Origin of the sequence: Actinoplanes utahensis (assembly GCF_016862455.1) — a bacterium.
GTDB lineage: Bacteria > Actinomycetota > Actinomycetes > Mycobacteriales > Micromonosporaceae > Actinoplanes > Actinoplanes utahensis.
The window spans coordinates 69,346-90,824 of the sequence record NZ_BOMZ01000088.1 but is presented as its reverse complement, the minus strand read 5'-3'; the positions used below and the strand labels follow the sequence as shown (position 1 = coordinate 90,824).

The 21,479-nt window shown below is 72.2% G+C and carries 20 protein-coding genes and 1 pseudogene; 11 read left to right on the top strand and 10 right to left on the bottom strand.

Annotated features, from left to right (window positions below):
• Positions 1–21: 21 nt before the first annotated feature.
• The 3 genes from Aut01nite_RS30985 (at position 22) to Aut01nite_RS30975 (ending at position 3,775) form a co-directional block, all read left to right on the top strand.
• Entirely contained in the window at positions 22–1,590 is a 1,569-nt protein-coding gene (locus Aut01nite_RS30985; RefSeq protein WP_043525245.1) for a methyl-accepting chemotaxis protein, read from the top strand.
• Positions 1,591–1,636: 46 nt separating this feature from the next.
• The gene (locus Aut01nite_RS30980) at positions 1,637–2,302 is read left to right on the top strand and encodes an acetoacetate decarboxylase family protein (RefSeq protein WP_043525246.1); all 666 of its coding nucleotides are present in this window, start codon (positions 1,637–1,639) and stop codon (positions 2,300–2,302) included.
• Positions 2,303–2,413: 111 nt separating this feature from the next.
• Complete coding sequence (locus Aut01nite_RS30975) at positions 2,414–3,775, top strand: YibE/F family protein (protein ID WP_083999005.1); 1,362 nt, start codon at positions 2,414–2,416, stop codon at positions 3,773–3,775.
• Between the two features lie 4 nt (positions 3,776–3,779).
• Here Aut01nite_RS30975 and Aut01nite_RS30970 read toward each other — a convergent pair whose 3' ends face one another.
• Together Aut01nite_RS30970 and recD2 are read right to left on the bottom strand one after the other, a co-directional pair.
• Positions 3,780–4,427, bottom strand: coding sequence for a DUF4360 domain-containing protein (locus tag Aut01nite_RS30970; protein WP_043525247.1), 648 nt, complete (start codon positions 4,425–4,427; stop codon positions 3,780–3,782).
• A 262-nt stretch (positions 4,428–4,689) separates the two neighbouring features.
• Positions 4,690–6,873 (bottom strand): SF1B family DNA helicase RecD2, encoded by a 2,184-nt coding sequence (gene recD2, locus Aut01nite_RS30965; protein WP_043525248.1) that lies wholly within the window; start codon positions 6,871–6,873, stop codon positions 4,690–4,692.
• A 59-nt stretch (positions 6,874–6,932) separates the two neighbouring features.
• Between recD2 and Aut01nite_RS30960 the strand changes: the two genes are divergently transcribed.
• The gene (locus Aut01nite_RS30960) at positions 6,933–7,907 is read left to right on the top strand and encodes an acetylxylan esterase (RefSeq protein WP_043525249.1); all 975 of its coding nucleotides are present in this window, start codon (positions 6,933–6,935) and stop codon (positions 7,905–7,907) included.
• Positions 7,908–7,951: 44 nt separating this feature from the next.
• Here the strand turns inward: Aut01nite_RS30960 and Aut01nite_RS30955 are convergent, their stop codons facing one another.
• The 6 genes from Aut01nite_RS30955 to Aut01nite_RS30930 form a co-directional block, all read right to left on the bottom strand.
• Positions 7,952–8,221: a YggT family protein gene (locus Aut01nite_RS30955; protein WP_043525250.1), complete on the bottom strand. Its 270-nt coding sequence runs from the start codon at positions 8,219–8,221 to the stop codon at positions 7,952–7,954.
• 86 nt (positions 8,222–8,307) lie between these two features.
• Entirely contained in the window at positions 8,308–9,132 is an 825-nt protein-coding gene (locus Aut01nite_RS30950; protein ID WP_043525251.1) for an aldo/keto reductase, read from the bottom strand.
• A 146-nt stretch (positions 9,133–9,278) separates the two neighbouring features.
• Positions 9,279–9,797 carry a hypothetical protein gene (locus tag Aut01nite_RS30945; protein WP_152628709.1) on the bottom strand — a complete coding sequence of 173 codons (519 nt, stop codon included), beginning with the start codon at positions 9,795–9,797 and terminating at the stop codon, positions 9,279–9,281.
• Positions 9,797–10,183: a hypothetical protein gene (locus Aut01nite_RS30940; RefSeq protein ID WP_152628710.1), complete on the bottom strand. Its 387-nt coding sequence runs from the start codon at positions 10,181–10,183 to the stop codon at positions 9,797–9,799. The genes Aut01nite_RS30945 and Aut01nite_RS30940 overlap by 1 nt, the downstream gene beginning before the upstream one ends.
• 231 nt (positions 10,184–10,414) lie before the next feature.
• Positions 10,415–11,047: an RraA family protein gene (locus Aut01nite_RS30935; protein WP_043525350.1), complete on the bottom strand. Its 633-nt coding sequence runs from the start codon at positions 11,045–11,047 to the stop codon at positions 10,415–10,417.
• Positions 11,048–11,126: 79 nt separating this feature from the next.
• The gene (locus Aut01nite_RS30930; RefSeq protein WP_043525253.1) at positions 11,127–12,158 is read right to left on the bottom strand and encodes a Glu/Leu/Phe/Val dehydrogenase family protein; all 1,032 of its coding nucleotides are present in this window, start codon (positions 12,156–12,158) and stop codon (positions 11,127–11,129) included.
• 27 nt (positions 12,159–12,185) lie between these two features.
• Between Aut01nite_RS30930 and Aut01nite_RS30925 the strand changes: the two are divergent.
• Positions 12,186–12,677, top strand: a pseudogene (locus Aut01nite_RS30925) (Lrp/AsnC family transcriptional regulator); the annotation flags it as partial.
• Positions 12,678–12,763: 86 nt separating this feature from the next.
• Here the strand turns inward: Aut01nite_RS30925 and Aut01nite_RS30920 are convergent.
• Positions 12,764–13,354 carry an HAD family hydrolase gene (locus Aut01nite_RS30920; RefSeq protein ID WP_043525254.1) on the bottom strand — a complete coding sequence of 197 codons (591 nt, stop codon included), beginning with the start codon at positions 13,352–13,354 and terminating at the stop codon, positions 12,764–12,766.
• A 58-nt stretch (positions 13,355–13,412) separates the two neighbouring features.
• On the opposite strand from Aut01nite_RS30920, the gene Aut01nite_RS30915 reads away from it, so the two are divergent.
• Positions 13,413–14,036, top strand: coding sequence for a maleylpyruvate isomerase N-terminal domain-containing protein (locus tag Aut01nite_RS30915; protein ID WP_043525255.1), 624 nt, complete (start codon positions 13,413–13,415; stop codon positions 14,034–14,036).
• Positions 14,037–14,273: 237 nt separating this feature from the next.
• Positions 14,274–14,978, top strand: a complete 705-nt coding sequence (locus Aut01nite_RS30910) for a hypothetical protein (protein ID WP_043525256.1) — start codon at positions 14,274–14,276, stop codon at positions 14,976–14,978.
• A gap of 117 nt (positions 14,979–15,095) precedes the next feature.
• Here the strand turns inward: Aut01nite_RS30910 and Aut01nite_RS30905 are convergent, their stop codons facing one another.
• Positions 15,096–18,443 carry a bifunctional proline dehydrogenase/L-glutamate gamma-semialdehyde dehydrogenase gene (locus Aut01nite_RS30905; RefSeq protein WP_043525258.1) on the bottom strand — a complete coding sequence of 1,116 codons (3,348 nt, stop codon included), beginning with the start codon at positions 18,441–18,443 and terminating at the stop codon, positions 15,096–15,098.
• A 102-nt stretch (positions 18,444–18,545) separates the two neighbouring features.
• Between Aut01nite_RS30905 and Aut01nite_RS30900 the strand changes: the two genes are divergently transcribed.
• The 4 genes from Aut01nite_RS30900 to Aut01nite_RS30885 all read left to right on the top strand — a co-directional run bounded on the left by Aut01nite_RS30900 (position 18,546) and on the right by Aut01nite_RS30885 (position 21,476).
• A complete protein-coding gene (locus Aut01nite_RS30900) occupies positions 18,546–19,466 on the top strand; it encodes a LysR family transcriptional regulator (RefSeq protein WP_043525259.1) in 921 nt (306 codons plus the stop codon).
• A 203-nt stretch (positions 19,467–19,669) separates the two neighbouring features.
• Positions 19,670–20,359: a hypothetical protein gene (locus Aut01nite_RS30895; protein ID WP_043525260.1), complete on the top strand. Its 690-nt coding sequence runs from the start codon at positions 19,670–19,672 to the stop codon at positions 20,357–20,359.
• A 1-nt stretch (position 20,360) separates the two neighbouring features.
• A complete protein-coding gene (locus tag Aut01nite_RS30890) occupies positions 20,361–20,693 on the top strand; it encodes a hypothetical protein (RefSeq protein WP_043525261.1) in 333 nt (110 codons plus the stop codon).
• Between the two features lie 12 nt (positions 20,694–20,705).
• Positions 20,706–21,476 (top strand): hypothetical protein, encoded by a 771-nt coding sequence (locus Aut01nite_RS30885; RefSeq protein ID WP_043525262.1) that lies wholly within the window; start codon positions 20,706–20,708, stop codon positions 21,474–21,476.
• Positions 21,477–21,479: the final 3 nt, after the last annotated feature.

Sequence of the window (21,479 nt, the reverse complement as noted above, 5' to 3'; positions counted from 1 at the left end):
CAGGAAAAGGGGACAAAAGTAATGGGCCTGAGCGGGCTGTTCGACGACCGGTCGCTGCGTACCAAGATCGGTGCGGCGGCGATGACGGCGACGGTCACCGGACTGATCGTCGGAGGGTTCGCGATCAGCACGGTCTTCGACCTCAACGCCAAGGCCGCCGAGGCGCAGCGGCAGTCCATCACGATTCAGAGCGCGGTGGGTTCGTTCGGGCGCAACATCGAGGCGTACATCGGCGGCAGCTCCGGCATGCAGCTCTACCCGACGCTCGCCAAGCAGCTCGGCGCCGCGATGGAACGGAACAAGGCCGAGGTCGAGACAGCCCTGGAACAGCTGGACAGCGCTCTGCCGGGCGACGAGAAGGTCGCCAAGGCGCAGCAGGACTGGGCCGACTTCGTGGCGTTCGTGGGCACCGACCGGAGCAAGGCCACCCCGGCCGATCTCACCAAGGCCCTGCAGGAGTACAACGCCCTGCACGAGGCGCTGGGCGAGGACCAGACGGCGCTGCGCGACAAGGCGACGGCGATCGCCGAACAGCGCATCGGCGACGCGGAGGAATCCGGGAAGCAGGCCGCCTACCTGGTCGCGGGCCTGCTCGCGGCCGGCATGGTGCTGAGCCTGCTGATCGGTTTCCAGGTGGCTAACCGGGTCCGCAGGACGGTGACGGCGGTCGGGCGGATCGCCGAGGGCCTGGCCGAGGGCGACCTCACCCGTACCTCCGGGGTGCAGAGCCGGGATGAGATCGGCCGGATGGCCGCCGCCCTCGACCAGGGTGTGGCCCGCCTCCGGGAGGACATGGTCCAGCTCGCCGGCAGCGCCGGCACCCTGCAGGACGCCGCCGGCCGGCTCAGCTCGGTGTCCGGTTCGGTGGACGCGGCCGCCAGCGAGGCCTCCGGCCAGGCCGGCACGGTGGCTACCGCCGCCGACGCCGTCTCGCACAACCTGCAGGTCGTCTCGGCGGGCTCGCAGGAGATGGGCTCGGCGATCCGCGACATCAGCGTCTCCACCTCGGAGGCGACCGAGGTGGCCGCGCAGGCCGTCCGGGTCGCCGCCGAGACCAACGCGATCGTGGGTCGGCTCGGCGCGTCGTCCGAGGAGATCTTCACCGTGGTCAAGGTGATCACCAGCATCGCCGAGCAGACCAACCTCCTCGCGCTGAACGCGACCATCGAGGCCGCCCGCGCCGGTGAGGTCGGCAAGGGTTTCGCCGTCGTCGCCGGTGAGGTCAAGGACCTGGCCCAGGAGACCGCCAAGGCGACCGAGGACATCTCCCAGCGGGTGCAGGCGATCCAGGCCGACACCAGCGGCGCGGTCACCGCGATCGGCGAGATCACCGAGATCATCGAGCGGATCAACGGCCTGCAGCTCACCATCGCCTCGGCGGTCGAGGAGCAGACCGCGACCACCGCCGAGATGAACCGGACCCTGACCGAGGCGGCCAACGGCGCCGGCGACATCGCGATGACGATCGGCTCGGTCTCCGAGGCGACCCGCCGGACCACCGACACCGTCGGCGAGACCCGGCACGCGGCCGACGAGTTGACCGCCACCGCCTCCCAGCTCCAGTCGGTGGTCTCCCGCTTCCGTTACTGAGAAGACACCGGTTGTACGCATCGACGTCTGCTGACAGGGTGGAGGCATGTACCCGCCCGAACCCTGGCAGCTGCGCGGACAGATGTACCTCTCGCTCTTCCTGATCCCCAAGAGTGACGCACCGCCGCTGCCCGAGGTCCTGGGCGCGGCGGTGCGCCCGTTCACGGTCGGTGGCCGGGTCGCGGTCGGCGCGGCCTGGGTGTCGTACGAGCCCGGCGGCGTCCTGCACTACAAGGAGCTGCTCAGCGCCGTCCTGGTGCACGAGCGCGGCCGCCCGCGGGTGAGCATCACCGACATCTGGGTGGACAGCGTCGCCTCCCGCGAGGGCGGCCGCCGGCTCTGGGGTATCCCCAAGGAGCTGGCCACGTTCGCCCTCGACGCGGAGAGCGAGCCGCTCGTCGACGCGACGATCACCGCCCCCGAGGCGAGCGCCCCGTTCGTGTCGGCGCTGATCCGGCTCAAGAACCGTCTGCCGGGCCGGTTCCCGCTCGGTTTCACGGTCGCCCAGCAGCTCGCCGACCAGGTCCGGCGCACTCCGGTCCGGGGCCGGGCCGGGCTGCGGACGGCGAGTGCCGCCTGGCGTCCCGACCCCGGTGGCCCGCTCGGCTACCTGGCCGGCCGGCGTCCGGTGCTGAGCCTGGCGGTCACCGACTTCTGGCTGGTGTTCGGCCGTTCCGCCGAGGACCGGGCGAGGTCCCGCTCCCCCCGCTGACGGCTCCCCGGGTACGGTCGGGCAGGACCCCGGCTGGTCGTCAGTGCTGTCTCCGCACCGTGGAGACAGCACTGACGACCAGCCGGACAAGCCCGGCCGACGAGGAGCACGATGACCGCCGACCATCACCACCACGCGCACGGCGACCTGCCGGAGCCGCCCCACGCCCGGCGGCTCACGCTGATGCTGCTGATCCCGGCGGTGCTCCTGACCGTGCTGGGCATGCTGCTGCTCTGGCCGCGGGACGCCCCGACCGCTGCCGAGGCCGCGGACGGCCCGGTGATGGTGACCGGTGAGGTGGTGTCGGTGGCGCGGGCGGAGTGCCCGCCGGTTCCCGAGGGCGACAAGCCGGACGACGACTGCGGCACCGTGACGGTCACGCTGGACAGCGGGGTGACGGCGACCGCGGCGATCCCGTCCGGGCCGGGCGCGCCGACGGTGGTGGCCGGCGACGACGTGGTCCTGATGGCGCTGAACTCGGAGGACGGCAGCACCGCCTACTCGATCACCGATCACCAGCGCGGCAGCGAGCTGTGGATCCTGGGCGCCGCGTTCGCGCTCGCGGTGATCGCGTTCGGCCGGTGGCGCGGGCTGACCGCGCTGGCCGGGCTCGCCGTCACCTTCGGCATCCTGCTGTACTTCATCGTTCCGGCGATCCTGGACGGGCGGTCACCGGTACTGGTCGCGGTGGTCGGCGCCGCCGCGATCATGCTGATCGTGCTGTACCTGACGCACGGGTTGTCGATGACCACGACGATCGCGGTCGCCGGCACCCTGGCCAGCCTGGCGATCACCGCGGTGCTGGCCGCCGTCGCCACCGCGGCCGTGCACCTGACCGGGGTCGCCGACGAGACGTCCAACTTCCTGACCATCACCCAGGGCGACGTCAACATGCAGGGCCTGCTGCTGGCCGGCATCGTGATCGGTTCGCTGGGCGTGCTCGACGACGTCACGGTCACCCAGTCGGCCACGGTCACCGAGCTGGCACTGGCGAATCCGGCGTACGGGTTCCGCCGCCTCTACACCGCCGCCACCCGGATCGGCCGCGCGCACATCGCCTCGGTGATCAACACGATCGTGCTGGCGTACGCCGGGGCCTCGCTGCCGTTGATGCTGCTGTTCGCCGCCGGGAACACCCCGGTGGGGGAGGTGCTCACCACCCCGCTGATCGCCCAGGAGCTGGTGCGCAGCGCGGTCGGCACGATCGGCCTGGTCGCGGCGGTGCCGATCACCACGGCGCTGGCGGCCTTCCTCGCGGCCCGCCGGCACCGGCCCGGCGCGCACACGGCGGCACACAGCGCGGCACACACCGCCGGGCACACCGCCGGGCACACCGCCGGGCACACCGCCGGGCACACCCCGGCGCACGCCGCCCCGGCTGCCGGCCCGGCCGCCGCTCCCGCCGGGGAGAGGGAGCGGCGCGGTCCGGCGAAGGAGGACCCGTGGGCGGCGTTCGTCGAACGGGACCGGTGAGCGATTACTTGCCGCACCGCTTCCATTCGACCCGGTAGAGGGTGTTGATCGCGGCGTCGGTGGAGTCCATCGACAGGAAGTTCGTGTGCTTCTTGGTGTCCGACGTGCCGCGGTTCACCCGCAATTCCGTGTTGATGTTCAGGAAACGGCGCTCACCGCACGGCAGGAAACTCATCGACGCGATTCCGACCTTGTCGTTCCGCTGCCACGAGTCCTCCATCGGTCCCTTGAAGTCGTGCCGGCTGCGGGTCGTGTGGGAATGGCCCTGGAAGTAGTAACTGGCCATCTGCTGGCCGTACGATCCGGGCCGCAGGCTGGCGTATCCGCGGTAGTCGGCACTGGCGATCGCGAACGTGAATCCGGACGGCACCTTGATGTCCAGGGCCATCTGACAGTTCTTCCGGAAGTCCAGCGGCGAGGCGTCCGGGCCGACCGACGCGGTGTACTTGGAGTAGGTCACCGTGAACGCGGTGAAGTCCGGTGAGACCTGGATGTCCGCGCTGCCGTCGGGGCAGCCGGAGCCGTTCGCCGAGACCACGTCGATCACCATCATCTTGTCCGGTTTCGGCGCGTGTTCCGGTACCGCCTGGGCCGGAGCGGCCATCGCGAGAACACCGAGAAGAGCGGTTCCGGCGGTCATCGAACGCAACATGAGAAATCCCCCGTCTCCTTTTCCTGAAACCGGAGAATGGCTCGGGAAAAGGTCCTCAAGAATCGTTAACGGATCCCACATTAGCGATCTCGGGAACGGTGCGGCCCGATGCGCGCCACAGCCGTACCAGAGTGCGGACAACCCGGCCATTCGTCCCGATTTCCGCAATCACCGCACCTGCCCCGCCGAGTTGTGTTATCCCCGGTCGGCTCTCACGGCTGTCTCAGCCGCGCCGAGACAGCCGTGACGCCCGGCCGGGGGGTCACGACCCGAGGCGGCGGGCCAGGGCGGTGTAGCGGCGGCCCGCGCCGACCGTGCGGACCGCGGTGGCCAGGGCGCGGCGGGAACCGACCAGCACGACCAGCTTCTTGGCGCGGGTGATCGCGGTGTAGAGCAGGTTCCGCTGCAGCATCATCCAGGCGCTGGTGGTCAGCGGGATGACCACGGCGGGGTACTCCGAGCCCTGGGACCGGTGAATGGTGATCGCGTAGGCGTGGGCGAGCTCGTCCAGCTCGTCGAAGTCGTAGTCGATCAGCTCGTCCTCGTCCGTGCGTACCGTCAAGGTCTGCTCCTCCGGGCTCAGCCCGGTCACGACGCCGACCGTGCCGTTGAAGACCCCCGCGGCCCCCTTGTCGTAGTTGTTGCGGATCTGGGTGACCTTGTCGCCGACCCGGAAGACCCGGCCGCCCAGCCGCCGTTCCGGCAGACCCTCACGGCCCGGGGTGAGCTGCTGCTGGAGCAGGGTGTTGAGGGCGCCGGCGCCGGCCGGGCCGCGGTGCATCGGGGTGAGGATCTGGATGTCGCGGCGCGGGTCGAGGCCGAACCGGCGCGGCATCCGCGAGCAGGCGACGTCGACGGTGAGCGCGGCCGCGGCCTCGTTGTCGTCGCAGGGGAACAGGAAGAAGTCCGTCATGCCCTCCAGGAGCACCGATCTGCCCTGGTTGACCCGGTGCGCGTTGGTGACCACGCCGCTCTCGGCGGCCTGCCGGAAGATCTGGGTCAGCCGCACCCGCGGGATCACGTCGGCGGCGAGCAGGTCGCGCAGCACCTCGCCGGCGCCGACCGACGGCAGCTGGTCGACGTCGCCGACGAGCAGCAGGTGCGCGCCCGGCGGCACCGCCTTGACCAGCTTGTTGGCGAGGATCAGATCCAGCATGGACGCCTCGTCGACGACCAGCAGATCGGCGTCCAGGGGGTTGTCGCGGTCGAACGTGGCGTCGCCGCCGGGCTGCAGCTTGAGCAGGCGGTGGACGGTGGCGGCGGGGTGGCCGGTCAGCTCGGCGAGCCGTTTCGCCGCCCGGCCGGTCGGGGCGACGAGCTGGATCTTGGCCTTCTTGGCGGCGGCGAGCTCGACGATCGAGCGGACGGTGAAGCTCTTCCCACAGCCCGGGCCGCCGGTGAGGACCGCCACCTTCCTGGTCAGCGCCAGCCTGACGGCCTGTTCCTGCTCGGGCGCGAGGGTGGAGCCGGTGCGCTGGTGCAGCCATCCCAGCGCCTTGTCCCAGTCGACGTCGAGGAAGTGCGGCATCCGGTCCGCCCTGTCGCGCAACAGGGCGACGAGGGACGACGACAGCGACTGCTCGGCACGGTGGAACGGCACCAGGTAGACGGCGTCGTCCTCCCGCACCACGCCCTCCTCCTCGACGAGCGCGTCGAGGCATGCCGGGATCAGCGTCGCGGGGACGTCCAGGATCTTGGCGGCGTCGGCCATCAGCTCGTTGGCGGGCAGGAAACAGTGCCCGTTGTCGGTCGCCTGGGACAGCGTGTACTGCAGGCCCGCCTTCACCCGTTCGGGACTGTCGTGCGGGATCCCGACGGCCTGCGCGATGGTGTCCGCCGTCTTGAACCCGATGCCCCAGACGTCCGACGCCAGCTTGTACGGCGAGTTCTTCACCACCGAGATCGAGGCGTCACCGTACTTCTTGTAGATCCGCACCGCGATCGACGTGGACACCCCGACGCCCTGGAGGAAGACCATCACCTCCTTGATCGCCTTCTGCTCCGCCCACGCCGCCGTGATCTTCTTCGTACGTTTCGGCCCGAGCCCGGCGACCTCGATCAGCCGTTCCGGCGCCGTCTCGATGATCTCCAGGGTGTCGAGTCCGAAATGGTCCACGATCCGCTCGGCGAAGACCGGCCCGATGCCCTTGACCAGCCCCGAGCCCAGATAGCGGCGCAAACCCTGCACGGTCGCCGGCAGCACCGTCGTGTACGACAGCACCTCGAACTGCCTGCCGTACTGCGGATGCGACGACCACCACCCCGACATCCGCAGGCTCTCGCCCGGCTGCGCCCCGAGCAGCGAACCGACCACGGTCAGCAGATCCGAACCGTTCTTGTACGCCACCCGGGCCACCGTGTACCCGGTCTCCTCGTTCACATAGGTCAGCCGCTCCAGAACGGCTTCGAGAACCTGCTTGGGTCGCGGGGCGGTCTCCGGTGGCACGCGACCATCGTGCCTGCCGGGGGTGGTGGGAGCCAACCCCCGGGCATAGCGTGATCGGCATGGCGCTCTTTGACCTCCCTCTCGACGAATTGCGCGAGTACCGCTCCGTCCGCCCCGAGCCGGACGGCTTCGACGACTTCTGGGCGGGCACCCTGTCGTGGGCCCGCCGGGCCGCCCTGCCCCCGAAGGTGCACGAGGTGGCCACCCCGTTGAAGGGGATCACCAGTTACGACGTGACGTTCAGCGGCTTCGCCGGGCAGCCGGTCCGGGCCTGGCTGAACCGCCCGGCCGCCGCGACCGGCCCGCTGCCGGTGGTGGTGGAGTTCATCGGCTACGGCGGCGGCCGCGGCCTGCCGATCGACTGGCTGGTCTGGGCCAGCGCCGGGTACGCGCACCTGGTCATGGACACCCGCGGCCAGGGCGGCTCGTGGCGCGGCGGCGACACCCCCGACCCGGACGACTCCGGCGCCGGCCCGTCCACACCCGGATTCCTCACCCGGGGCGTGCTCGACCCGGACACGTTCTACTACCGGCGGCTGATCACCGACGCGGTCCGGGCCGTGGAGACCGCCGCCGAACTGCCCGGCGCCGACGCGTCGCGGATCGTGGTGACCGGCGGCAGCCAGGGCGGTGCGCTGGCGCTCGCGGCCGGCGGCCTGGTCCCGGACCTGGTCTCGGCCGTGGTGTCCAAGGTGCCGTTCCTGTGCGACATCCGGCGGGCGATCACCATCACCGACAGCGATCCCTTCCACGAGGTGGTCCGGTTCCTGCGGGTCAACCCGCACGTGGCGGAGCGGACGCTGAACACGCTCGACCACGTCGACTCGGTGAACTTCGCCCGGCGGATCACCGCCCCGTCGATCCTGTCGGCGGCCCTGATGGACGCGGTCTGCCCGCCGTCGGGGATCTTCGCCGCGTACCACGCGATCCCGGCGCCGAAGCAGATCGAGGTGTACGAGTGGGACGGCCACGAGGGCGGCCGTAGCCGCTTCGACATCGCGGCCCTGGAGTTCGTGGACGACCGCCTGCGCTGACCGGGCCAGGGGGCGCCGTGCGGCGGCGCCCCCTGGTGACGCGATCAGATCAGCGACCTCAGGATGCTGACCCCCAGGAACAGCACGATGAACGCCAGGTCGATCGAGATGCCGCCGGCGCGCAGCGGAGGGAGGACCTTACGCAGCGGCGCCAGCATCGGCTCGGTGATCGCATAGATCACGTCGAGCGCCTTGGACCGCCACGACCCCGGCATCGCGGGACCGGCGAGGGTCACACTCCAGTCCAGCACCACCCGAACCACCAGCACCAACTGGACCACCAGCAGCGCGAAGCTGACCAGAGCGAGAACCATCGGAACCTCCGTCGACGCCGAACGTGACCCCCACTATGCGGCGGATTCCTGTGAGCCCGCTTGGCGATCGCTGTGACCGTTACCGGTCAGTTGAAGTGGTCCGGGTGCGGCCCGGTCCGGCCGTCGCTCTCCAGCGCGTCGATCGCCGCGATCTCGTCCGCCGACAGCTCGAAGTCGAAGATCGCGATGTTCTCCCGGATCCGGGACGGGGTCACCGACTTCGGGATGACGATCCGGCCCTGCTGCACGTGCCAGCGCAGCACCACCTGCGCCGGGGTGCGGTCGTGCGCGGTGGCGATCCGGGCGATCGCCGGGTCGCCGAGCACACCGGCCTGCGCCAGCGGGCTCCACGCCTCGGTCACCACCCCCAGCTCGGCGCCGGCCGCCTGGGCCTCGCGCTGCTGCAGCGCCGGGTGCACCTCGATCTGGTTGACCGCCGGGATCGTGCCGCCCAGGTCGGCCACCGCCCGCAGGTGCTCGGGCAGGAAGTTGGAGACGCCGATCGCACGCACTCGGCCGTCGGCCAGCAGCTTCTCCAGCGCCCGCCAGGTGTCCAGGTACTTCCCCCGCTTCGGGGTCGGCCAGTGGATCAGGTAGAGGTCCAGGTGGTCCAGGCCGAGGCGGGCGGCGCTGGCGTCGAACGCGCGCAGCGTCTCGTCGTACCCCTGATCGTTGTTCCAGACCTTGGTCGTGATGAACAGCTCGTCCCGCGGCACGCTCGCCGACTTCAGGGCGGTGCCGACCCCCGACTCGTTGCGGTAGATCGCGGCCGTGTCGATGCTGCGGTAACCCGCCTCGATCGCGGTGGTGACGGCGGCGGCGGTCTCCGCCTCGGGGATCTGGAAGACGCCGTAACCGATCTGCGGAATGGTGACGCCGTTGTTGAGCGTGATGACAGGCGTTGCGCCCATGGAGAGTGGTCCCCCTCGTCAGCGGAATCGGCCGTCCGGCCCGCCGACGGTGTCCGGCGGGGCGAACGATGTGCCCCCCTCTCTACCCCGCGGGAGACGTCTGCCCCAACCATCGCACCGCCGATGCCGCCGAGGTGAGCTGATGATCACTTCCGCGGCGAACGCCCGGGTGGCGGCCGGGCGTGCGGCTCGGCGGATGGTGGTGCGACGTCGCTGCGCGCCGACCCCGCCGACCCCGCCGGAACGGTCACGGCACGCCTGCCACCGGGTTCTTCCCCGGTCGTACGCTGGATCGCGCGCCCGGCGTCACCGGAGGTCCGCCCGGCCGCCCCCGTAGGACGGGCGGCACTCTCCTTCGACGTCACCGTCCCGGTTCGCCCGCACTCCCGTTCCACGGCCCCCGCCCGGGCCCGCTCGTGCGCTTGGACTCGCTCGTGTGCCCGGGCCCGCTCGTGCGCCTGGACTCGCTCGTGCGCCTGGACTCGCTCGTGCGCCTGGACTCGCTCGTGCGCCTGGAACCGCTCGTGCGGCCGGGCCCGCCCATGTGCCCGGGCCAGCAGCAGCCGCTCGGTGGTCCGCAGCCGCCCGCTCCGGAGCCCGCGCAGGTCCCGCGGTGGCCGGCAGATCGCCAGCACCCGTGGGTGGCCGTCCAGCGACCTGGTCATCACAGGCCCACCACGCGCCGGGCCGCGACCGGGCCCCGGCGCCGTCCGGTCCGGCGGGTCACCGAGCCGGCCGATCGCACCTCCGGCGACTGGCCGCCCCATCGGGCCGGCGGTTCGGGTTCGTCCCGCCGGGCGGGGGGCCGGTCCGGCGAGCCGTACTGCGGCTGGAGTGGTCGTTCCCGGTACGGGATCACGGCGGCGCGCCCCGGGTACGGCGGGATCGCGGGCGCCGGCGGTCTCAGGCGGACGGTCAGGCGCGCCGCGCCGGGCTCACCGCCGTCCGCGGCGCGACCCGCGCCCGGTGGCAGAGCCGCCGGGGTCCCGCCGCCGGGTGGCTCGGTCGTGCTCCGGGATCCGTCGACCGGTATCGCCTCGGCTCGATTCATGGCGCTCATTATTGATGAACATCCATCTCGCGCAAGGCTCTCCCGGCGCCTGTTACGCCCCGGAAACAACTTTCGCCGGAACGGGCGCACCCCGAACCCGTCACGGAACGTCACTCTGCGAACCGAGGGCGGCGCGGCGACGCCGGTCGTCGCGCCGCCCGCCACACCGCCCTCGGGCCGGTCGTCGCTGCGCGTGACCTCGATGGCGATTCGCCCGGTAGGTCCGGCCTGTCAGGCTGTGCTCGCCGTCCCGCCGAGCGCCGTCTGCTCGGACAGGGTCTTCTCGATCCGGGCGCGGTGAGCCCGCTCCCAGTCGTCGAGGGTCTCCGCCTCCTCCTTGGCGAGCCGGGCGCGGGCCGCGGTGCGGACCTCGTCGTGCCGGGCGGCGGGGACCACCACCACACCCTCCTCGTCGGCGACCACGATGTCGCCCGGGCCGACGGTGACACCGCCGCAGCGCACCGGCTCGCCGTGGGCGCCGAGCCGGGACTTGGTGCCGGGGATCGGGATGACGCCGCGGGCGAAGACCGGGAAGCCGAGCTCCCGCACCTCGCCGAGATCCCGGATCAGCCCGTCGAGGACGAACGCCGCGATGCCCCGCCGGTGCGCGACCGCGCAGACGTTCCCACCCGCCAGGGCATGATCGAGGTCGCCGGACTCCACGACCACCACCGAACCCGGCTCGGCCCGGTAGATCGCCGCGTGCAGCATCAGGTTGTCGCCGGGCGGGCAGCGCACCGTGAACGCCGGCCCGGCCACCCGGGGCACCGGCGTCCAGAGCGGCCGGATCCCGATGTCCATGACCCGGCTGCGGTCCAGCACGTCGGCGAGGGTGGTCGGCGGGATGTCGGCGAATCCGGTCATGAGGTCCTCCCAGCGGTGGCGGCCCGAACGGGGATTCAGGTTGCCACACGCCCCGCCGCCTTCGATCACCGGCGGCGGATCAGACCGGAGCGAGGGCGGCCGGCGGCTCGGCCAGGAAACCGGCGAGGCGGGAGGCGGCGGCGGCCGGGGTGACGCCGGTCTCCCGGGCCGCCTCGAGGATGCCGGCGAGGGTGTCGCCGATGCCGGTGATGCGGGCGGCGACCTGGGACGGGCTCTCGTGGTGCAGCTCGGAGGCGATCGCGTGGATGATGCCGCCCGCGCTGACCACCACGTCGGGCGCCCACAGGATGCCGCGACCGTGCAGCAGGTCGGCGGTGGCGGGGGCGTCGAGCTGGTTGTTGGCGGGCCCGGCGACGGCGGCGCAGCGCAGCGCCGGCACGGTCGTGGCGGTCAGCACGCCGCCGAGGGCGGCCGGCACCAGCACGTCCACCTCGGCGGTGCGGCAGGTCAGCGGATCGGTCCAGGTGGCGCCGTGGGCTTCCGCGACGGTACGCCGTGAGCCGTCCACATCCGACGCGAGCACCCGCGCCCCGGCCGCCGTCAGCAGGCGTACCAGATGCGCGCCGACCCGGCCGACACCCAGCACCGCGAAACTGCGCCCCGCCAGTTCGGCCGATCCGAAACGGTTTTGGACGACGGCCCGCAGCGCCGCCATGACACCGGCGGCGGTCGCGGGGGAGGAGTCGCCGCTGCCGGACGGCCGGCAGAACACGTGCCCGGTCCGTTCCCCGATGACGGCCATGTCGTCGGGCCCGGTGCCCACGTCCGGCCCGGTCGAGTAGACCCCGCCCAGCGCCTCGACGACGTCGGCCACGTCGTGCAGCACCGCCCGCCGGTCGAACGTGCCGGCGGAGGGGAGGGCCACCACGGTCTTGCCGCCGCCGTGCGGCAGGCCCGCCAGCGCCGCCTTCGAGGTCATCGCCGCGGACAGGCGCAGCGCGTCGTCGAGCCCGTCGCGCCAGTCACCGTAGACGGCGAGGCGGCACCCGCCGATCGCCGGCCCGAGAGCGGTGGAGTGCACCGCCACGACGATCGGGAACCCGGACCGGGTGCCGCGTTCCACGACGACGTGCTGGTGGTTGAAGGGCATCGCGTCTCCCGTACAGATGAAGGGGTGATGCCCTTGAAACTAGGATCGTCGCCGGACCGTGAACCGCGACGCCGAACGACGTTCGGTGGATCAGGCAGAATCACGGCCATGGATGACGTTGATTCGGCGATCGTGCGGGAACTGCAGGCGAACGCCCGGCAGACCAACCGCGACCTGGCCCGCGCCGTCGGCATCGCCCCGTCGACCTGTCTGGAGCGGGTGCGTCTGCTGCGTGACCGTGGAGTGATCACCGGGTATCACGCGGAGGTCAGCCTCACCGCCCTCGGCCGCGACGTCCAGGCGCTGCTGAACGTGCAGGTCCGCCCGCTGAACCGGGCGGTGATCGAGGGTTTCAAGGCGTACGCGGCCGGCCTGCCCGAGGTGCTGTCGGTGTTCGTGCTGGCCGGCGGCGACGACTTCCTGGTGCACGTGGCGGTGCCGAGCGTGGAGGACCTGCACGCCTTCCTGATGGACCGGTTCTCCGGCCGCCGTGAGGTGGTCGGCTTCCGCAGCTCGGTGATCTACCAGCACCACCGCAACCGGGTCATCGACCCGCTCGATCCGGCGGGGAACGCCAGGCGCGCCGAGGAACCGGGCGTGGAGTCCTATCGCTCCCAGGGGGCGGGCACACGCGAATATCTCATCCCGGCCGCCTCCGCCGCGGCGACGCCCAGATCGGTGTCCTCGAAGACCAGGCAGTCGCGGGGGTCGACGCCGAGCAGCCGGGCGCCGAGCAGGTAACCCTCCGGGTCGGGTTTCGGGCGGGTGTAGTCCTCCGCGCAGACCAGAGCCTCGAACCGGTCCAGCAGGCCGACCGCGGTCAGCGACGCGGTCACCGACTCGCGGGTGCTGCCGGAGACCACCGCGAACGGGATCCGCCCGTACGACGCCTCGATGTGCTCCAGCACGCCGGGCACCGGCGAGATGGAGCCGAGCATCTCCTGGAACAGCTCCTCGCGGCGCGCGGCCACCTCGGCGACCGGCATGGTCAGGCCCTGCCGGGTGTTCAGGTCGGTGATCACGTCGACGACGGTCCGGCCGCCCCAGGCGTAGAACAGGTCCTCCGGGAAGTCGCCGCCCCATTCGCCGAGCGCGGCCAGCCAGGCCCGGTGGTGGGCCGGCATCGAGTCCGTGATGGTGCCGTCGCAGTCGAACAGGTACGCCTTGAAATCGCCGTCCGGCAGGGGTAACAGCACACCGCGCAGGCTACTGGCCGGCCCCGCGCCGGACGGGAGAGCGTGGCAGTTTGGTGACATGGACTACCGCCGCACGTACCGTTCCGCCGCCATCGTCTTCGCCGATCTGGTGTCCCGCATCCCGCTCGACCGCCTGGACGGCCCCGGCCTCGGCGAGTGGACCCTGCGGGACCTGCTCGGCCACACCGTCAGCTCGGCGCTGCGGCAGGTCCCCACGGTCCTCGCCGACCCGGCGCCGGTCCTGGTGATCCCGGCGGCGGAGGCCTATTTCGGGATGGCCCGGACCGCGCCGCCCGCGATGGTCGCCGCCGCCCACCAGGCCTCCACCGAGGACGCCCGCAAGACCGGCGCCGCGCTGGGCGACCAGCCGGCCACCGTCGTCAGTGGATTCATCGGCCAGGCGACCGCGGCGCTCGCGAGCGCCGCCGACGAGGATCTGGTGGCCACCGCGGCGGGTGGCATGCGGGTGCGGGACTGGCTGCCGACCCGCACGTTCGAGCTGGTCGTGCACGCCTCCGACGCTGCCGCGGCGGCCGGGGTGCCGGTGGAGTTCGACTTCGAGACGATCGCCGAGTCGGCGGCGCTCGCCGCCCGGATCGCGGCCGCCACCGGTTCCGGCCTGCCGGCGCTGCGCGCGCTGACCGGCCGCGGTCCGCTGCCGTCCGGTTTCTCGGTGGTCTGAGACCCCTTCCGGTACGCCGGGCGGCCGCCTGTGACGCCACCCACAGGGCCGCCGGGCGTGTCCTGGGCCACACCGGCGGCGCGGCGCAGAGGCATCGATCGCGGGCAATCCGGGCGTGCTCGTGTCCCACCGAACTGGATGGCACGAACGCGTGAGGGAGCGCTCCCACGAATCCCATAGCGTCTCTTCCGGGACGGCCCGGCTGGGGAGGCCGCCACCTGACGAACGGGGACGAACATGTTGAAGAACGCTGCTCTGCTCACTACCGCCGCGCTCACCGTCGCGCTCGCCGCCGGCTGCTCCGACTCGACGACCGCGGGCACGGCGCCCGCCGCCACCACCGCGCCCGCCGCCTCCGGCGCCGCCACGGCCACACCCACCTCCGACCCGGGTGACAACGGCCTGAGGACCACGCCGGCGGGCAACGGTGGCAAGGCCACCCGGACCAGCGATCCCGGCGACGGCGCCAAGGCCACCCCGACCAGCGATCCCGGTGACCCGAACGGCAGCGACCCCGGCGACGGCGGCAACTGGTTCAACGCCGCGAAACCGTGTCCCGCCGGACAGGCCGTGGAGATCCAGAAGCTGGGGTTCGGCGACGTGACCGGTGACGGCGTCGACGACGCGCTGCTGGCACGCGCCTGCGAGCCGATCACGTCGCGCTGGCCGAGCACCGTCGAGGTCTTCGACGGCACCACCGGGGAGAAGCCGCGCCGGCTCGGGGTGCTGCTGGCGGACGTGGGCGAGGCCGACTTCCCGTACGTCACGGATCTCAGCGCCGCCGGCGGCGTGGTGACCGTCAAGGCGCACGGCGTCGGCGACGGCGGCTCGCAGGCCTGCCCGAACCTGAAGCTGACCTACAAGTACGAGTACAGCGGCGGCACGTTCACCCGGACCGGCCGTACGGTCACGAAGTCGTCGAGCTGCCTGTCGCTCGACTGATCACGGCCCGCGGTTCGCCCTTCGCGGAAGAGGAGAGACGCGGAGGGCGAACCGCGGGCCGGGCGCGCCCTCCGCACGCGAAGGGGAGCGGGGAGGGCGTACCCGGGGGGAGAGGTCCTACAGAACGCCGGCGGCCAGCGGCAGCGGGTTGCCGAACCGGTGGGCGGTGATGCTGACCGCCTGCTCCCGCAGGAACGGCAGCAGCTCGATCCGGCCCGCCTCGGTCACCGGACCCGCCCAGACCGCCAGGTCGGGACGCCCGCCGGTGGCCGCGGCCAGCGCCGCCGCGTCACCGCCGACCAGCCGTACCCGGCCGGCCGACAGCCCGGCAGCGAACGTCGCGTCGTCCTCGACGGTCAGCGACGGGCAGCGGGCGGCCAGCCGCTCGGGCAGCGGCGCCGCGCTGGAGACCCGCACGTCGGCGCCGGTGAGCAGGCCCGCGGCCAGCACCCGGACCAGATCGGCGACCGAACCGCCGGCCGCGAACCGGACCGTCACCGGGCACGGCAGGTAGCGGAACACGTTGCGCTCCACCGCCAGGCCGGAGACGTCGGACGGGGTACGGAAGTCGAACGCGGCGTCGCTGTGCGCGGCCCGTTCCACCTTCGCGAACCCGTCGGCGTCCAGGACCGCCCGGGCGTCGCCGAGCAGCGCCCGCACCCCGGGGTGGCCGATCTCCGCGCCGGAGTTCGCCGGGCGCGGCTCCCAGCCGGTGAGCCCGACCAGGTAGTTGGGGCCGCCGGCCTTGGTGCCGGGGCCGACCGCCGACTTCTTCCAGCCGCCGAACGGCTGCCGCCGCACGATCGCGCCGGTGATGCCCCGGTTGACGTACAGGTTGCCCGCCTGCACCCGGTCCAGCCAGGTGCGGATCTCACCGGCGTCCAGCGAGTGCAGACCCGAGGTGAGCCCGAAGTCGACCTCGTCGACGATGTCGATCGCCTCGCCGAGGGTGTCCGCGGTCATGATGCCGAGGATCGGGCCGAAGTACTCGACGCGGTGGTATTCCGAGCCGCGCCGCACCCCGTCCCGCACGCCCGGGCTCCACAGCTTGCCGGAGTCGTCCAGCCGCCGGGGCTCCAGCAGCCAGCGTTCCCCGGCGCCCAGGGTGGTCAGGCCGTCCAGCAGCTTGCCGGCGGCCGGCTCGACCAGCGGACCCATCTTGGTGCGCAGCTGCGCCGGGTACCCGACGTCGAGGGAGGCCACCGCGTCCAGCAGCTGGGTGCGGAACCGCTGCGACCGGGCCACCGAGCCGACCAGCACGACGAGCGACGCGGCCGAGCACTTCTGCCCGGCGTGCCCGAACGCCGACGACACCACGTCCTTGACGGCCAGGTCCAGGTCGGCGCTGGGGGTCACGATGATCGCGTTCTTGCCGCTGGTCTCGGCGAGCAGCGGCAGGTCGGCGCGGAACGACCGGAACAGCTCGGCGGTCTCGTACGCGCCGGTCAGGATCACCCGGTCGACGAGCGGGTGCGCGATCAGCTCCCGGCCCAGCGTGCCCTCGTCCACCTGGAGCACGGTGAGCAGGTCCGCCTCGGCGCCGGCGGCGGACAGGGCGTCCCGGATGACGCCGGCGAGCACGGTGCCGCAGCGCTCGGTGGGGCCGGCCGGCTTCAGCACGACCGGCGAGCCGGCGGCCAGGGCGGCCAGCACCGAACCGGCCGGGATCGCGACCGGGAAGTTCCACGGCGGCGTGACCAGGGTCAGCCGGGCCGGGACCGGAACCGCGCCGTCCGTCTCCGCCAGCTCGGCGGACAGCTCGGCGTAGTAGTGGGCGAAGTCGACGGCCTCGGAGATCTCCGGGTCGGCCTGGTCGACGGTCTTGCCGGCCTCGGCGGCCATCACCTGGAGCAGGGTGTCCCGGTGGGCTTCCAGGGCGTCGCCGACGGCGTGCAGGACGGCCCGGCGGTCGGCGGCTCCCCAATGGGCGGCGACGGCCTTCTCCAGGGCCTGGTCGAGGTGCTCGCGGTCCTCGATCCGCGGCACCTCGATGCCGGAGACGTCGGTGTTCGTCACGACGAGGCGTACGCGGTCGCGGTGGGCGGCGATGGCCGGGTCGGTGTCCGGGGTGTTCTCGAACCGGCCCGGAACGCTGCGCGGAACGGCGGCGAACCGGTCGGCGACCCGGTTCGGCTGCGGGACCGTCTCGTCCAGGTCGGCCAGCGAGGCCAGGAAGCGGTTCTTCTCACGCTCGAACAGCGCCGAGTTCCCGTGCAGCTCGAAGACGGCGGACATGAAGTTGTCCGGGCTCGCGCCCTCCTCGAGGCGCCGGATCAGGTACGCGATGGCGACGTCGAACTGCTCCGGGCGTACCACCGGGGTGTAGAGCAGCAGACCGCCGACCTCGCGCCGGACCGCCTCGGCCTGGCCCTCGGCCATGCCGAGAAGCATCTCGAACTCGATGCCGTCGCGCACCTCGCGCTCACCGGCGAGGATCCAGGCGTACGCGATGTCGAACAGGTTGTGCCCGGCCACCCCGAGCCGCACGTTCCGGATCCGGTCCGGGTGCAGCGCGTAGCCGAGGACCCGCTTGTAGTTGGTGTCGGTGGCCTGCTTGCTGTCGCAGGTCGCGACCGGCCAGCCGTGCAGTTCCGCCTCGACGCGTTCCATCGGCAGGTTGGCGCCCTTGACCAGGCGCACCTTGATGCCGGCGCCGCCGCGCGCCCGGCGGGCCGCGGACCACTCCTGCAGGCGGATCATCGCGCCGAGGGCGTCCGGCAGGTAGGCCTGGAGCACGATGCCGGCTTCCAGGCCGAGCAGCTCGGGCCGGTCGAGGAGCCTGGTGAAGACCGCGATCGTCAGGTCGAGGTCCTTGTACTCCTCCATGTCCAGGTTGACGAACTTGCCGGTCTTCGCGGCCAGCGTGAACAGCGGCGTGAGCTGCTCGGTGATCTCCTCGACCGCCTCGTCGAAGGCCCACGGGTTGTGCGGCGCGACAGCCGACGACACCTTGATCGACACGTAGTCGACGTCCGGCCGGCTCAGCAGCTTCTCGGTGCTCCGGAGGCGCTGCTGCGCCTCCTGCTTGCCGAGGACCGCCTCACCGAGGAGGTTGACGTTGAGCCGGACGTCGCGCTTGCGGATCCGGCTGATCGCCTTGCCGAGCCGGGCGTCGGTGGCGTCGACGATCAGGTGGCCGACCATGTGCCGCAGCGCGCGCCGGGCGATCGGGACGACCACGCCGGGCATGACCGGGGCCAGGGCGCCGCCGGCCTTCACCGCGAGGCGCAGATGCGGCGGGAGGAACGCGGGCACGTCCTTGGCCAGGGAGTTCAGCGTGCGCGCGCTGACCCGGAGATCCTCGGGGCGGATCACACCGTCGACGAAACCGACGGTGAACGCCAGGCCCTTCGGATCGCGCAGCACGGCGGCGAGCTGCGCGGCCGAACCGCCGACCGGGACGTCCGCGGCCTCGCGCAGCCAGCGCCGGACAAGGGCGATCGTCTCTTCGGCGATCTCAGACATCGGGAACTCCTTCCGTTCTGCGCCACAGTCTGAATGCCTGAAAGCGCTTAGGAAAAGCGATGCTTTATGAGTAGTACTCTTAACTTCGGCTAACGTGTGCGAATGCTGGAGATCCGCCGTCTCGTGCTGCTGCGCGAGCTCGCCATCCGCGGGACCATCGCGGCCGTCGCCGAGGCGCTCAACTTCACCCCGTCGGCGGTCAGCCAGCAGCTCAGCCAGCTGGAGCGGGAGACCGGCACCCAGCTGCTGCGCAAGGCCGGCCGCCGGGTCCAGCTCACTCCGCAGGCCGAGGTGCTGGTCGCCGAGGTCGGCGAGGTCCTGGACACCCTCGAGCGCGCCGAGGCCCGCCTGCAGGCGTCGGCGACCCGGGTCACCGGCCGGGTCCGGGTGGCCGTCTTCCAGTCGGCGGCGCTGGCCTTCATGCCCGCAACGCTTCGCGCCATGGCTTCCCTATACCCCGAGGTGCGGGTGGAGATGATCCAGCGGGAGCCCGAAGAGGCACTTCGTGAAACCTGGGCCCGCGACTTCGACATGGTGATCGCCGAGCAGTACCCCGCGCACGCCGCGCCGCACCACCCCGGCCTGGACCGGCGCGACCTCACCACCGACGCGATCCGGCTGGCCCTGCCGTCCGAGGCCGAGTCGCTGCGCCCGGTCGACTCCCTGCGGACCGCCCGGGACATGCCGTGGGTGATGGAGCCGCGCGGCGCCGCGTCCCGGCACTTCGCCGAGCAGTTGTGCCGCCGGGCCGGGTTCGAGCCGGACGTCCGTTACGAGACCGCCGACCTGCAGGCCCACATGCGCCTGGTCGAGTCCGGCAACGCGGTCGCGCTCATCCCCGACCTGATCTGGGCCGGACGCGGCAGCACGGCCCGGTTGCTGGAGCTGGACGGATCGCCGCGCCGCACCATCTTCACCGCGCAACGCCTGGCGGGCGCGGCCTCACCCGCGGCGCGCGCCTTCCGCGACATCCTGGAGAAGACCGTCCTCTCCGGTACGCCGTCCCGGTGCGACGACGCGTGAATGTCCTCCGGGTTCGCCGCGGCGCTGCGGCCGATCGCGCCGAGTCCCGCCTGAGACATTCTGCTCGGAAGCCGACAAGACATTGACGAACCGGCCACCTCAGTGTCTGATCTTGGGGTCCCTGTCGCCTGTCGGAGCGGCCGGAGACATGACGGCGTGCCGTCGTGGTCTCACACCGCGGTGGTGCGGAACGGGGGATTCTGTTGAACGACGGCACCTACGACGCCGGGGCGGGGCCGCTGGCCGCCTTCGAACGGCTCGCCGCCTCGATGCGGTCCTTCCCGCGGAGCGGACGGCAGGCCACCGGCTCCGACGCCCGCTTCCCGGGCAGTGACACCGGCGGGCTGGCGACCGTCGTGGCCGACGAGACCGGGCGGGTGGTGTCGGTCCGCGTCGACCGGGACCGCTTCCCGCGGCGGTCGCCGTCGGCCCTGGGCCCGGCACTGTTCGAGGCCTACCAGGCGGCCATGACCGGGGTCATGACCGCGCTCGCCGGCGCGATGGACGCCGCCGACCGGGCCGCTGCCGCCCGCCACGACGAGCCGGCCGCCGTGCCGGCCCCGCCGGTGGAACGCGCCGGCCGGGCATCGGGCTTCCGGGCGCCGGGCTTCGACGAACTGCGGGAGCGGCTGCGCGCCCTCGAGGACCGCCAGTACGAACGGCAGTACCAGCGGGAGCGCCGCCGGGCGGCCCGGCCCGCCGAGCACACCCTGCACGGCCCGAACCGGCTGGTGACGGTCCTGGTCCGGGGCGGGGACGTCGGCGAGATCACGGTGCGGGACGGCATCGGGCCGGCCGACGCCGCAGCGGTGGAACAGGACGTGGTCCGGGCGCTCCGGGCCATGCGTGAGCGCGACGACAGCGCGGGCGACCGCGAGACCGGGGGCGAGTGAGATGCCGGAGAACCGAGGAGAGGTCCGTGTCGTTCTCGACGCGCTCGAGAACGAGGCGCTGAAGTGGGTGGAACTCGCCGACCTGATGGCCGACCTGCGCGGCACCGCCGGTGGGCTCGGACTGAACCCGATGTCGTTCTTCTGCGGCGACCCGCTGACCGCCAGCCGGCTGTCCAGCGCCTACGACGACATCTTCACCCTGGTGCAGACACTGCTGAAGGACGCGGAGGCCGAGTTCGACCAGATCGCCGGGGCCCTGCGCATCGCCCGGGACGAGTACGACGGCAGCGACCGCACGACGGCCTCCGCCTTCGTCCGGATCTACGGCGAGTAGAGGGAGACGACGATGGCACCCGGAACCGACCACTCGGCCGCCGAGGCGACCCTGCAGGCGGCGATCGACAAACTCGGCACCGAGATCCGCCGGATCGATCCGGCGTACGACGGCCTCATCGCGAACATCAACGAGTGCCTGCGGACGGCGGCGTACGTCTCGCCCTTCGGTGTCATGCTCTTCAGCGACAAGGTGCAGGACCGGGTGGACCGGCTCAACGCGCAACTGCGCCAGGTCGCCGAGGAGATCGGCCGGATCCTCGACTCGTCGGCGCCCATCCTCTCGCTGATCCGCCGCAGCCGCGGCTGGGTCGAGGACGTCCTGCCGAAGCTCAGCGGGGCGGTCGCCATCGCGCGGGACGTGCGGCCCAACGGTCTGCACGCCTGGGGCGGCGAGGCCGGCGACGCCTACCGGGAGAAGCGGTGGGGCCAGGAGAAGGCGTTGCAGGGCACCACCAACGTCGTCAAGGAGACCGGTCAGTGGCTCGTCGACGTCGCCGCGCTCAACACCGCCTTCCTGGTCGACGTCACCCAGCCGGTGATCGAGCTGATCGAGTCGATCATCGAGGCGGCCATCGAGATCGCCACCGTGTTCGGGATCCTGGAGGCCATCGACACGGTCGCCGACGCGGTCGCGTCCGCCCTCACCGCGATCCTGGAGATCCTCAAGCGGGCCACCCAGCACATGGTGGACAGCATGAGCTCCCTGACCGAGGCGCGGATCATCTACAACAACAACGACGTGTTCCCCGGCGGCTCCTGGCCGCAAGCGGTCAACCGGTGACGC

Coding starts and splice junctions, on each gene's coding strand:
- Aut01nite_RS30985 (WP_043525245.1), top strand. CDS start 22: ATGGGCCTGAGCGGGCTGTTCGACGACCGGTCGCTGCGTACCAAGATC.
- Aut01nite_RS30980 (WP_043525246.1), top strand. CDS start 1,637: ATGTACCCGCCCGAACCCTGGCAGCTGCGCGGACAGATGTACCTCTCG.
- Aut01nite_RS30975 (WP_083999005.1), top strand. CDS start 2,414: ATGACCGCCGACCATCACCACCACGCGCACGGCGACCTGCCGGAGCCG.
- Aut01nite_RS30970 (WP_043525247.1), bottom strand. CDS start 4,427: ATGTTGCGTTCGATGACCGCCGGAACCGCTCTTCTCGGTGTTCTCGCG.
- Aut01nite_RS30960 (WP_043525249.1), top strand. CDS start 6,933: ATGGCGCTCTTTGACCTCCCTCTCGACGAATTGCGCGAGTACCGCTCC.
- Aut01nite_RS30955 (WP_043525250.1), bottom strand. CDS start 8,221: ATGGTTCTCGCTCTGGTCAGCTTCGCGCTGCTGGTGGTCCAGTTGGTG.
- Aut01nite_RS30950 (WP_043525251.1), bottom strand. CDS start 9,132: ATGGGCGCAACGCCTGTCATCACGCTCAACAACGGCGTCACCATTCCG.
- Aut01nite_RS30945 (WP_152628709.1), bottom strand. CDS start 9,797: ATGACCAGGTCGCTGGACGGCCACCCACGGGTGCTGGCGATCTGCCGG.
- Aut01nite_RS30940 (WP_152628710.1), bottom strand. CDS start 10,183: ATGAATCGAGCCGAGGCGATACCGGTCGACGGATCCCGGAGCACGACC.
- Aut01nite_RS30935 (WP_043525350.1), bottom strand. CDS start 11,047: ATGACCGGATTCGCCGACATCCCGCCGACCACCCTCGCCGACGTGCTG.
- Aut01nite_RS30930 (WP_043525253.1), bottom strand. CDS start 12,158: ATGCCCTTCAACCACCAGCACGTCGTCGTGGAACGCGGCACCCGGTCC.
- Aut01nite_RS30915 (WP_043525255.1), top strand. CDS start 13,413: ATGGACTACCGCCGCACGTACCGTTCCGCCGCCATCGTCTTCGCCGAT.
- Aut01nite_RS30910 (WP_043525256.1), top strand. CDS start 14,274: ATGTTGAAGAACGCTGCTCTGCTCACTACCGCCGCGCTCACCGTCGCG.
- Aut01nite_RS30905 (WP_043525258.1), bottom strand. CDS start 18,443: ATGTCTGAGATCGCCGAAGAGACGATCGCCCTTGTCCGGCGCTGGCTG.
- Aut01nite_RS30900 (WP_043525259.1), top strand. CDS start 18,546: ATGCTGGAGATCCGCCGTCTCGTGCTGCTGCGCGAGCTCGCCATCCGC.
- Aut01nite_RS30890 (WP_043525261.1), top strand. CDS start 20,361: ATGCCGGAGAACCGAGGAGAGGTCCGTGTCGTTCTCGACGCGCTCGAG.
- Aut01nite_RS30885 (WP_043525262.1), top strand. CDS start 20,706: ATGGCACCCGGAACCGACCACTCGGCCGCCGAGGCGACCCTGCAGGCG.